The organism is Azonexus sp. GW821-FHT04F04 (assembly GCF_059420025.1).
The window spans coordinates 1-10236 of sequence record NZ_JBWKSX010000022.1 but is presented as its reverse complement, the minus strand read 5'-3'; the positions used below and the strand labels follow the sequence as shown (position 1 = coordinate 10236).

Below are 10236 nucleotides of genomic sequence, written 5' to 3'. Positions count from 1 at the left end.
CTCGCCGCAGCGGCTTAACCCGCAGAGAGTTCACTTAAGAAAACCGAATTTCTGTCCAACTGCGCGGGGCCACCTCTCTCAACCCATTCAAAGGCGTCGATATAAACGCCGAGATACCAGCCATGTACCGCCGCCGGATTGAGCCCGGCGAGCAGCGCAAAGTTGCCGATGACCATCAGGCGCTGAATATGGTGGGCATAGGCATGCTCCAGCGACTGGCCGATGGCGTGCGCCAGGCAGCGCATTTTCGTTTCGCCGGTCCAGAACCATGATGGCAGCGGCTGATGGTGATCGAAGAAGTTCTGCGTCTCATAGCCGGGCATGTTGGCCCAATAGACGCCACGCACATACTCGCGCCAGCCGAGAATCTGCCGGATGAAACCTTCTGCCGCAGCCAGCGGCACGCGGCCGGATTCATGGGCGGCTGCGGCCTTGGCAACGACCTCGTGCGGATTGAGCATCTTGGTATTCAGGGCGAAGGAGAGCAAAGAGTGGAAGAGTCGCCAGGCGCGATGGGACATCGCATCCTCAAAATCGCCGAAATTCGGCAGGGCTTCGGCGATGAAGTCGTCAAGCTGTTGCACGGCTTCGGCCCGATTCAGTGGCCAGCGAAAGCGCTGCGCGTTCGGCTCGCCAAAGCTGGCCACGCCGGCCTGCTGGATACTTTCCCAAAGCGCCGAATGATCGTGCTCGCTGCGCCAGTCAGCCGGCTCGCGCGGCAGGCCGGGCCAGGGCTTGCGGTTGTCGTGATCGAAATTCCACTGGCCGCCGAGTGGCTTGCCGTTGGGGCTCATCAGCACGCCGTGCCGCATCCGCATCTGACGGTAGAAATGCTCCATGAGCCATTGCTTGCGCTCGGCGAAGAACTGCGCGGCTTCGGCGCGCCGGCTGTAAAAATGTTCGCTATCGACCATCCGGCCGGGGATGGCGAGCTGCTTGGCGTAGTCGGCAAGTTGCTGATCGAGCCGCCATTCGTCGGGCGCCTGATACGCGAAGGCGCTGGCCGAATACTCGGCGATCAGCGCATCCAGATTGGCCGGCAACGACTGGCGGTTGGCCGGGTCGTCAATCGCCAGGTAGTGCACGCGATGCCCCTCTAGCTGCAACTGCCTGGCGAAGTCGCGCATGGCGGCGAAGATGGCGATGATTTTCTGGGCATGGTGCAGGACGTAATCGGTCTCCTGCCGGACTTCCATCAGCACATAAACGGCGTTGTCATCGGGCGCCGAGAACCAGCTGTGTTCCGGATTGAGCTGGTCGCCGAGGATAAGGCGAAGCGTGGTCATGATTTTCCCTGGCGATTGCGCCGGCAACGCTCGGAGCAATACTTGACCTCCGCCCAGACCGCCGCCCACTTTTTGCGCCAGGAATACGGTCGACCGCAGCAAAGGCAGATTTTGCTCGGCAGATCGGATTTTTTCACAGCGTGCATTCAGAAAACCGGCCGCGTCAATTCGTATCGGTCCGCTTTTGCTCGACCCAGATCAGCTTGTCGGTGGCAAAACCCAGCGCCCGCGCCTGACTGACCAGTTGCTCGCGGACCTCGGCTGGCAGCGTCTTGTCGCGGGCAAGAATCCACAAATAATCTCGATCCGGACCGGCGACGAGCGACCAGCGATAGTTCTGCTGATCGAGCGCAATCACGTGGTAGCCACCGTAGAACGGGCCAAAGAATGACACCTTCAACGAAGCCGTTCCGGGATCGCCGATGAACAGGGCGCGGCCGATGGCCTCCTTCCACGTCTGCCGCTGCGTGTCGTAACCCCGGTTGATGACCTTGACGCTGCCGTCATCCTGCAACTGGTAGGTGGCATTGACATCACTCATGCCACGCTCGAACGAATGGTCGAGCCGGGCGATTTCGTACCACTGCCCGAGGTAGCGATTGATGTCGAATGAGGTCACCGGGCGAACGCCTTCGGGCGGCGCCGTCGAACAGCCAGCCAGTGTCAGGGCGAAAAACAGGGTGAGGATGGCGGAGCGGATAAACAACATGAGCAGGCTTTCGGAAGGCATTTCGGGAAACCACCAGAACGGGACCAAAGCTATTTTGTCCTAGACAAATGTGGCGCACAGTCGCAATAATAAGCCAATTACTCGCAACACATGTCGGACAATATTTTTCGTTCAGGACGAAACATACTCACCAAGGAACCCACATGAACAAGATCGCACTGATCACTGGCGCCGCCGGCGGCGTCGGGCGCGCCGTGGTGGCCCGCCTTGCCGCTCAGGGTTGGCAGTTGATCGTGAGCAGCCGCCAAGCCGACCACCTGACGGAAGCCTTTGGCGACCAGCACCTGCAAGTGGTGGCCGATTGCTCAACGGTGGCTGGCGCCCGGCAGATTCTGCAGGTGGCCAAGGAGCACGAGATGCTGCCCACTGCGCTGGCCCATTGCGTCGGCAATATTCGCCTCGGTGCCATGCACCGCATGAGCGAGGCGGACTTCAACGATTGCCTGAGCGCCAATCTGATCAGCGCCTTCCACACGCTCTCAGCCTTTATCGGCGGTTTGCGCGAGGGTCGCAGCCCCGGTGCCGCCGTGCTGGTTTCATCCGCCGCAGCGCGCATCGGCACGCCCAACCACGAAGCTGTTGCGGCCGCCAAGGCCGGGCTGGAGGGCTTGGTCCGGGGTGCCGCCGCAACTTATGCCGCCAACGGCATCCGCATCAATGCCGTGGCCCCCGGCATCATGGAAACACCCGCTTCGGCCGGCATCATCGCCAGCCCGGCGGCCCGCGAAGGCGCCGCCCGGCAGTACCCGCTGCCCGGCATCGGCTCGCCGGATGAACTGGCCGAGCTGATGGTCTGGCTGCTTTCCGATTCGGCCGTCCGCGTCACCGGGCAGGTCTGGTCGCTCGACGGCGGGTTTTCCAGCATCCGCCCCTTGGTCAAGTGAGGCCCATCATGGCTGACGAAAATATTGCTGTCCTGCCGCGTAGCGTTGCCTGGCTAGGCTATGGCGGCCTGCTCCCCTTTCTGGCGCTGGCACCGGCCAGCCTGATCGACCAGCATCATGGCGCGCTGTGGAGTGATGCACTCTATGCCTACGGAGCAATCATCCTGAGTTTCATTGGCGCGCTGCATTGGGGGCTGGCCATGAGCCTGCCCGAACTATCCGAACGCCAGCGCTCAGCGTGGTTTACATGGAGCGTCGTGCCGGCCCTGATTGCCTGGCTGGCCGTCCTCTTCTCGCCACCCCTTGCCGCGCCGCTGCTGGTTGGCGGCTTCATTGCCCACTACCTGCAAGACCGGCGGCTGGCCCGTCAGGCGAAGCTGGCGGACTGGTATCTGCCGCTTCGCCTGCGCCTGACGAGTGTCGCCGTCATCAGTCTGGTCGCCGGTGTTTTTGCAAGCTGTGTTTAACTACGGAATAAACCCGGAGATCGGACCATGAACCTGTTCAATCGTTTGCCCGGTTTCCCCTGCACACCAGCCGGCAAGGAACGTGTCGTCCTCCGTCAGCTTCCCAAGGCATTTCTGTTCGGCACGCTGCTGCTCGCCATCCCCTCGCTATTGGCGCGACTGATCGCCAGTCCGGATGATGCGCTGGCGATCACCACCACTGACATTTACGTCATCAGCCTGGTCATCCTGCACTGGACGGTGGTATTCACCGTCGGCATTGCCGCCTTCATCGTCATGATGATGAAAGGTCCGGCTTATGTCGCCGACGCCTATCCGCTGGACGAGGCGGAAGCGCTGGATGAACCGCCAAAATGGAATCCTCACGGGAAACCGCATGGCCGATGAGCCGGTAACGAAGTCCTCGGCCGTTCCCCACGGTCGCTGGTCGCGCCTGGCCCGGCTCGGCTCGCTGGCCGGCGGGGTGGCCGGCAACATGCTGGCCGAGGGCGCACGACAGTTTGCCCAGGGCAAGCGGCCGCAAATGCATCAACTGTTGCTGACGCCGGCCAACGCGCGCCGCGTGGCCGATCAACTGGCGCAACTGCGCGGCGCCGCGATGAAGGTCGGGCAGTTGCTGTCGATGGATGCCGGCGAACTGTTGCCGCCGGAGCTGGCCGAAATCCTCTCCCGACTGCGCGCCGATGCCATCCCGATGCCGATGAGTCAGGTCGTCGCCGCCCTCAACGCCAACTGGGGCGAGGGCTGGGATCGCCATTTCGAGCGCTTCTCCTTCACCCCGATGGCGGCGGCCTCGATTGGCCAGGTGCATTTTGGGCAACGCAAGGATGGACGAAAAATCGCCGTCAAAATCCAGTACCCCGGCATCCGCCGCAGCATCGACAGTGATGTCGACAACGTTGCCACCCTGCTCCGCGTTTCCGGCTTGCTGCCGAAGTCGCTGGACATCAAGCCGCTGCTCGACGAGGCGAAAAAGCAATTGCACGACGAGGCCGACTACCGCCGCGAAGGCGCCTGCATGATGCAGTTTTCCAGCCTGCTCGCTGATGCCGACGAGTTCATGGTGCCGGAAATGCACGAAGACCTGACGACAGAAAACATCCTGGCCATGACGCGCCTCGATGGCGATGCGGTGGAAACCTTGATCCACCTGCCCCAGGCCGAACGCGACCGTATCGTGAGCCAGCTATTCCGCCTGCTGTTTCGCGAAATCTTCGAATTCCGGCTGATCCAGACTGACCCGAACTTTGCCAACTATCGTTACGCCGCAGCATCGCAGCAGCTCATCCTGCTCGACTTCGGCGCTACCCGCGCCTATCCGGCGGCGATGGTCGACAGCTATCGGCAACTGATGGCCTGCGCCCTGCGCAACGACCGCCAGGGCATGAACTCGGCCGCCGTGGCCATCGGTTACTTCCAGCAGGACATCAAGGAAGGCCAGCGTCAGGCCGTCCTCGACATTTTTGCGCTGGCTTGCGAACCACTCGGCCACATCGGCGAATACGATTTCGGCACATCTGATCTCGGCGTGCGCATCCGCGACGCCGGCATGGTGCTCGGCATGGATCGCGATTTCTGGCACACCCCGCCAGCCGACGCGCTCTTTTTACACCGCAAGCTCGGCGGGCTTTATTTGCTGGCGGCTCGATTGAAAGCCCGCGTCAATATGCACGAAGTGGCCGGGGCGAGCGGTTTGAGCCCGGACGCAATCCAGCCTCAATCCAATTTAACAATCAGTCATTTCCCAACGGAGTCCCCATGAAAAACTCGCTAAAAAGCCTCGCCGTGATCGGGCTGCTTTCGCTCGCGGCACCCAATGCATTTGCCCAGGCCTTTGATGCCGTTCGCCTGGCCGGCGGCTCGGCTGACAAGGATCGTGGCTCCGTCGGGCTGGCCGTCATTGCCGGCATGGCCTACCAGGGCGCCGACGAGCGGCGAACGCTGGTTCTGCCGGGCCTCGACTATCAGTGGCGAAACGGCTGGTTTGCCGGCACCCGCAATGGCATCGGCTACAATTTTGGCCAGACTCGGGAATTGCAGTACGGCCTGCGCGTCACCGCTGATTTCGGGCGCGACGAGAGCCGTTCGGATGCGCTGCGCGGCATGGGCGATATCGACCCGAAAGCGGAGTTTGGCGCCTTCCTGAACTATTCGCTGAGCAAGGAAATCACCCTGACCTCGTCGCTGCGTTACGGCTCGGGCAATGACAGCGCGGGGATGCTCATCGATCTCGGTGCCGGCTATTCGACGAAGTTGTCCGCGCTGTGGCGCCTCGGTTTCGGCGCCAGCATGACGCTGGCCAACGAGGACTACATGCAGTCCTATTTTGGCGTTACCGCAGCCCAGTCGGCGTCGAGTGGCTATGCGGCTTACCGCCCGGAATTCGGCCTGCGTGACGTGCGCGCCAACGCATCGCTGAGCTATCAAATTTCACCGAGCGTGGCAATCCTGACCACTCTTTCGGTCAGCAGCCTGCAAGGCGATGCCAAGGATAGTCCGCTGACGCGCCAGGCCACGTCGGCCACCGGCGTCGTTGCCGTGTCGTATGAATTCTAGGCAGTGCGCAAGCAGTCGTTCGCCAAGCGACTTCCACGGTCAACCGGAAAAAATGACCAAAATTGAAATCACGCCACTGACTGGCGTGATTTCAAAACCGCTCAGTTGGTCAGAATCCGTACCTTGACGGTCTTGCCCTTGACCTTGCCGGCCGACAGTTTGCGCACGGTCTCCTTGGCGACAGCACGCGCCACGGCGACGTAGGTGCTCTGATCGGTCACCGTGATCTTGCCGACCTGCTCGCGGGTCAGGCCAGCCTCGCCGGCCAGGGCGCCCATGACGTCGCCGGGGCGGATCTTGTCCTTGCGTCCGCCGAGCATGAGCAGCGTGGACATCGGCGGCACCAGCGGTGAATCGTCGGTGACTTCGAGCGTTTTCAAGTCGAGCACGTCGAGCTTGCACTTCATCATTTCGGCGATGGTCGCCACCCGGCGGCGGTCGCCCGAACTACACAGGCTGAGCGCCCAGCCCTCCTCGTCACCACGGCCGGTGCGGCCGATGCGGTGGATGTGGATTTCCGGATCAGGCGTCACATCGACATTAATGACCGCTTCAAGTTGGTCGATATCGAGACCGCGCGCCGCAACGTCCGTCGCCACCAGCACCGAGCAACTGCGGTTGGCGAACTGGATGAGCACCTGATCACGCTCGCGCTGCTCCAGATCGCCGTTCAGCGTCAGCGCGTGAATGCCGGCGTGGCGCAGGACATTGACCAGATCGCGGCACTGCTGCTTGGTGTTGCAGAACGCCAGCGTGCTGACCGGACGGTAATGCTTGAGCAGACGGACGACAGCGTCGAGACGCTCTTCATGTTTGACCTCGTAGAAGCGCTGGCGAATCTTGGTTTCTTCGTGCTGCTCGAGGAGCTTGATCTCCCGCGGCTGCCGCAAAAACTGCCTGGCCAACAGGGCGATACCGTCCGGATAGGTCGCCGAAAACAGCAGGGTCTGGCGCTGCGCCGGGCAACGTTTGGCGACGTAGGCGATGTCGTCATGGAAGCCCATGTCGAGCATGCGGTCGGCTTCGTCGAGAACCAGCGTATTCAGCTCGTCGAGCTTCAGATAACCGCGCTCCATGTGATCCATGATGCGCCCGGGCGTACCGACGACGATATGCACGCCGTTTTCCAGACTGTTCGCCTGATTGCGCAGCGTCGAGCCGCCGACCAGCGACAGCACCTTGATGTTCTCTTCAAAGCGGGCCAGGCGGCGGATTTCCTGCGTCACCTGATCGGCCAGCTCGCGCGTCGGGCAAAGCACCATGGCCTGCACGGCAAAACGGCTGGTATTCAGACGATTGAGCAGCGCCAGGCCGAAAGCGGCGGTCTTGCCGCTACCGGTCTTGGCCTGGGCAATCAGGTCGTTGCCGGCCAGGGCCAGCGGCAGACTGGCGGCCTGGATCGGCGTCATGCTCAGGTATTCAAGCTGCGCCAGATTGGCCAGCATGGCCGGCGACAAGGGCAGCGTATCGAAAGCGCTGCTGGCAGCAGTAGTCTCGCGCATGCGTCGCTCAATCCCGACGCTTGCGCGCCGGCATCGGCTTGCGCTGGCGCTGGCCCGGCTTGTGCACCTCGGCTTCCGGCTTCGGCTTGGGCACCAGCAGGTTCTTCGCTGTCGTCTTCTCCGCGGCGCGATGGGCCAGAATGGCCTTTGTCACATCGGCAGGATCAACGGTAACGCCGGCGTGCTCGCCCTTGATGTTGTATTCCGAGAGGCGGTCCTTGATGGCGAACAATCGCTCCGGGTTTTCCGCCTTGCGCGGCAGGCCGGTCACGATCTCCTGCGCCACAGCGGTCAGCACGAAACCACCGCCCTCCGCCTTGATCAAACCACTCTTGGCCAGCCGGTCGAAAGCCTCGACCAGCTTTGCCTCGTTGGGAATGTTGTTCTGCAGCAGATCAGCCGCCGAGACGATCTCGACCAGCTCGGCCGGCCGCCGCTTGGAAGAAAGGGCCGTAGCGAGAATGAGAAGGGAGTCAACGTCGTGGACTGGATGCATCGGAGTACCTATGAATATCAGGGGAATGAGAAACGGCGGGGAATCAGCGGGTCAAAGGCCGGAAAAATAGCCAGCCTGAAATCAGTTTCTCGAAAGGAGAACAGTGTACCCGGTTTGCCGGCCCAGGCGGCGCGAAACCTGACATCCAATGCTACGGTCAACCGGAAATTCATGCCAATTTCCACTCGTAAAAAAGGGCCACCCAAGGGCGGCCCTATTTCGTTGCCGATAAATTCGGCAGATTACTTCGCTGACAGCGCCATCATCAGATCGTTGATGCGCTTGACGAAACCGGCTGGGTCGTCCAACTGGCCACCTTCAGCCAGCGTCGCCTGTTCGAAGAGCAGCGCCGCCCAGTCGTCAAAACGGCTTTCCTCATACTTCAAACGCATCACCGCCGGGTGCTGCGGGTTGATTTCGAGGATAGGCTTCGAGTTCGGCATCGGCTGGCCAGCCGCCTTCATCAGACGGGCCAGGTTGCCCGACGGATCATGTTCGTCAGACACCAGGCAGGACGGCGAGTCGGTCAGGCGATAGGTGACGCGAACATCCTTCACCTTGTCGCCGAGCGAGGTTTTCACCTTCTCGAGCAGCTCCTTGTACTCGTCAGCCGCCTTTTCGGCTTCCTGCTTCTCGGCTTCATCTTCCAGCTTGCCGAGATCAAGACCGCCCTTGGCAACGGACTGCAGATGCTTGCCATCAAACTCGGTCAGGTGGCCAACGACCCATTCATCGACGCGGTCGGAGAGCAGCAGTACTTCGATGCCCTTCTTGCGGAAGATTTCCAGGTGCGGGCTGTTCTTGGCAGCGTTGAAGGTATCGGCCGTGACGAAGTAAATCTTCTCCTGACCTTCCTTCATGCGGCCGATGTAGTCGGCCAGCGAAACGTTTTGCTCCGGTGTGTCATTGTGAGTAGACGCGAAGCGGATCAGGCCGGCAATCTTCTCCTTGTTGGCGTGGTCCTCGCCAACACCTTCCTTGAGCACAGCACCGAAAGCTTCCCAGAACTTGCTGTAGCTTTCCTTGTCGTTCTCGGCCATATCCTCCAGCATGCCCAGCACCTTGCGCGTACAACCACTGCGGATGCCGTCGATATCCTTGCTCTGCTGCAGGATCTCGCGCGAAACGTTAAGCGGCAGATCGGCAGAATCGACAATCCCGCGCACGAAGCGCATGTAGAGCGGCATCAGCTGTTCGGCATCATCCATGATGAAAACGCGACGCACATAGAGCTTGATGCCATGGCGGGCATTGCGATCCCACAGATCGAACGGCGCACGCGCGGGGATGTAGAGCAGTTGCGTATATTCCTGCTTGCCTTCAACGCGGGCATGCGTCCACGCCAGAGGATCTTCGAAATCATGGGCGACGTGCTTGTAGAATTCCTTGTATTGCTCGTCGGTAATGTCGGACTTCGAGCGAACCCACAACGCATTGGCCTGATTAACCGTTTCATCTTCATCGGTAGCAACCTGTTCGCCGTCCTTCCAATCTTCTTTCTTCATCACGATAGGCAAAGTAATGTGATCGGAGTACTTGCGAATTATTGACTTCAGCTTCCAGCCACCGAGGAATTCGTCTTCGCCTTCGCGCAAATGCAAGGTGACGTCGGTGCCGCGAGTGGCCTTTTCAACCATCTCGACCGTGTAATCGCCCTCGCCGCCGGATTCCCAGCAAACCGCCTGATTGGCCTCGACACCAGCGCGGCGGGACACTACCGTAACCTTGTCGGCAATGATGAAAGACGAATAGAAACCGACACCAAACTGGCCAATCAGGTGAGCATCCTTGGCCTGATCGCCGGTCAGGGCGGAGAAAAACTCCTTGGTGCCGGACTTGGCAATGGTCCCGAGATGCTCTACAGCCTCGTCACGCGACAAGCCAATGCCATTGTCGGAAATGGTGATCGTGCGAGCCGCCTTGTCGAAGGCAACGCGAATCTTCAATTCAGAATCGTCGCCGTAAAGTGCGCTGTTGTTCAGCGCCTCGAATCGCAGCTTGTCACAAGCATCGGAAGCATTTGAAACCAGTTCCCGCAAGAAAATTTCCTTGTTGCTGTACAAGGAGTGAATCATCAGTTGCAGCAGTTGCTTTACTTCAGCCTGGAAGCCCAGGGTTTCGCGATTTGCGCTCGCGGTTGCAGACTCGGACATGCTTGAAACTCCCAATGAAACATTAAGAACGTGGATTGAGAGTTGGGGGCTGTACAGGCGAATTCAAGAGGCAGAGCGAAGCGAAGACTTAATTTTTCGGTGCTAAATGCAAGAAACCCCGTTAGCTTGAGCTAACGGGGTTTTGCATGGGGAGTCTGGCGT

Annotated in this window: 12 protein-coding genes; 5 read left to right on the top strand and 7 right to left on the bottom strand. The window is 60.6% G+C overall.

Translation table 11 applies throughout. The features are described from left to right. Positions 1-14: 14 nt before the first annotated feature. Genes AC07TV_RS22625 through AC07TV_RS22615 form a run of 3 tightly spaced genes read right to left on the bottom strand, consistent with a single transcriptional unit; the run spans position 15 to position 2016 of the window. Positions 15-1286, bottom strand: a complete 1272-nt coding sequence (locus AC07TV_RS22625) for a cryptochrome/photolyase family protein (protein ID WP_494650661.1) — start codon at positions 1284-1286, stop codon at positions 15-17. After that, positions 1283-1432 (bottom strand): DUF2256 domain-containing protein, encoded by a 150-nt coding sequence (locus AC07TV_RS22620; RefSeq protein ID WP_494650659.1) that lies wholly within the window; start codon positions 1430-1432, stop codon positions 1283-1285. Before AC07TV_RS22620 ends, AC07TV_RS22625 begins: the two co-directional genes overlap by 4 nt. Positions 1433-1449: 17 nt before the next feature. Beyond that, positions 1450-2016: a lipocalin family protein gene (locus tag AC07TV_RS22615; protein ID WP_494650658.1), complete on the bottom strand. Its 567-nt coding sequence runs from the start codon at positions 2014-2016 to the stop codon at positions 1450-1452. A gap of 143 nt (positions 2017-2159) precedes the next feature. On the opposite strand from AC07TV_RS22615, the gene AC07TV_RS22610 reads away from it, so the two are divergent. From AC07TV_RS22610 to AC07TV_RS22590, 5 genes are read left to right on the top strand one after another with little or no spacing between them, the layout of a single operon-like run. Then, positions 2160-2900, top strand: a complete 741-nt coding sequence (locus AC07TV_RS22610) for an SDR family NAD(P)-dependent oxidoreductase (protein WP_494650656.1) — start codon at positions 2160-2162, stop codon at positions 2898-2900. 8 nt (positions 2901-2908) lie between these two features. Continuing rightward, entirely contained in the window at positions 2909-3367 is a 459-nt protein-coding gene (locus AC07TV_RS22605; RefSeq protein WP_494650654.1) for a DUF3429 domain-containing protein, read from the top strand. Positions 3368-3394: 27 nt separating this feature from the next. After that, positions 3395-3754 (top strand): hypothetical protein, encoded by a 360-nt coding sequence (locus AC07TV_RS22600; RefSeq protein WP_494650653.1) that lies wholly within the window; start codon positions 3395-3397, stop codon positions 3752-3754. After that, a complete protein-coding gene (locus tag AC07TV_RS22595) occupies positions 3744-5129 on the top strand; it encodes an ABC1 kinase family protein (RefSeq protein WP_494650651.1) in 1386 nt (461 codons plus the stop codon). Before AC07TV_RS22600 ends, AC07TV_RS22595 begins: the two co-directional genes overlap by 11 nt. After that, positions 5126-5923: a MipA/OmpV family protein gene (locus AC07TV_RS22590; RefSeq protein WP_494650649.1), complete on the top strand. Its 798-nt coding sequence runs from the start codon at positions 5126-5128 to the stop codon at positions 5921-5923. Before AC07TV_RS22595 ends, AC07TV_RS22590 begins: the two co-directional genes overlap by 4 nt. Before the next feature lie 101 nt (positions 5924-6024). Here AC07TV_RS22590 and dbpA read toward each other — a convergent pair whose 3' ends face one another. The 4 genes from dbpA to htpG all read right to left on the bottom strand — a co-directional run bounded on the left by dbpA (position 6025) and on the right by htpG (position 10074). Continuing rightward, the gene (gene dbpA / locus AC07TV_RS22585) at positions 6025-7425 is read right to left on the bottom strand and encodes an ATP-dependent RNA helicase DbpA (protein ID WP_494650648.1); all 1401 of its coding nucleotides are present in this window, start codon (positions 7423-7425) and stop codon (positions 6025-6027) included. Between the two features lie 7 nt (positions 7426-7432). Continuing rightward, positions 7433-7921, bottom strand: coding sequence for a hypothetical protein (locus tag AC07TV_RS22580; RefSeq protein WP_494650646.1), 489 nt, complete (start codon positions 7919-7921; stop codon positions 7433-7435). 17 nt (positions 7922-7938) lie between these two features. Beyond that, on the bottom strand, positions 7939-8094 hold the full coding sequence (locus AC07TV_RS22575; RefSeq protein ID WP_494650645.1) for a hypothetical protein: 156 nt from the start codon (positions 8092-8094) through the stop codon (positions 7939-7941). A gap of 69 nt (positions 8095-8163) precedes the next feature. Continuing rightward, positions 8164-10074, bottom strand: a complete 1911-nt coding sequence (htpG, locus tag AC07TV_RS22570; RefSeq protein ID WP_494650643.1) for a molecular chaperone HtpG — start codon at positions 10072-10074, stop codon at positions 8164-8166. Between the last annotated feature and the right edge of the window lie 162 nt (positions 10075-10236).

Bases quoted from the DNA above. Each gene is read 5' to 3' on its own strand.
- AC07TV_RS22600 (WP_494650653.1), top strand. From the start codon at position 3,395: ATGAACCTGTTCAATCGTTTGCCCGGTTTCCCCTGCACACCAGCCGGC.
- htpG (WP_494650643.1), bottom strand. From the start codon at position 10,074: ATGTCCGAGTCTGCAACCGCGAGCGCAAATCGCGAAACCCTGGGCTTC.
- AC07TV_RS22595 (WP_494650651.1), top strand. From the start codon at position 3,744: ATGGCCGATGAGCCGGTAACGAAGTCCTCGGCCGTTCCCCACGGTCGC.
- AC07TV_RS22615 (WP_494650658.1), bottom strand. From the start codon at position 2,016: ATGCCTTCCGAAAGCCTGCTCATGTTGTTTATCCGCTCCGCCATCCTC.
- AC07TV_RS22610 (WP_494650656.1), top strand. From the start codon at position 2,160: ATGAACAAGATCGCACTGATCACTGGCGCCGCCGGCGGCGTCGGGCGC.
- AC07TV_RS22590 (WP_494650649.1), top strand. From the start codon at position 5,126: ATGAAAAACTCGCTAAAAAGCCTCGCCGTGATCGGGCTGCTTTCGCTC.
- AC07TV_RS22625 (WP_494650661.1), bottom strand. From the start codon at position 1,286: ATGACCACGCTTCGCCTTATCCTCGGCGACCAGCTCAATCCGGAACAC.
- AC07TV_RS22575 (WP_494650645.1), bottom strand. From the start codon at position 8,094: ATGAATTTCCGGTTGACCGTAGCATTGGATGTCAGGTTTCGCGCCGCC.
- AC07TV_RS22580 (WP_494650646.1), bottom strand. From the start codon at position 7,921: ATGCATCCAGTCCACGACGTTGACTCCCTTCTCATTCTCGCTACGGCC.
- dbpA (WP_494650648.1), bottom strand. From the start codon at position 7,425: ATGCGCGAGACTACTGCTGCCAGCAGCGCTTTCGATACGCTGCCCTTG.
- AC07TV_RS22620 (WP_494650659.1), bottom strand. From the start codon at position 1,432: ATGCACGCTGTGAAAAAATCCGATCTGCCGAGCAAAATCTGCCTTTGC.
- AC07TV_RS22605 (WP_494650654.1), top strand. From the start codon at position 2,909: ATGGCTGACGAAAATATTGCTGTCCTGCCGCGTAGCGTTGCCTGGCTA.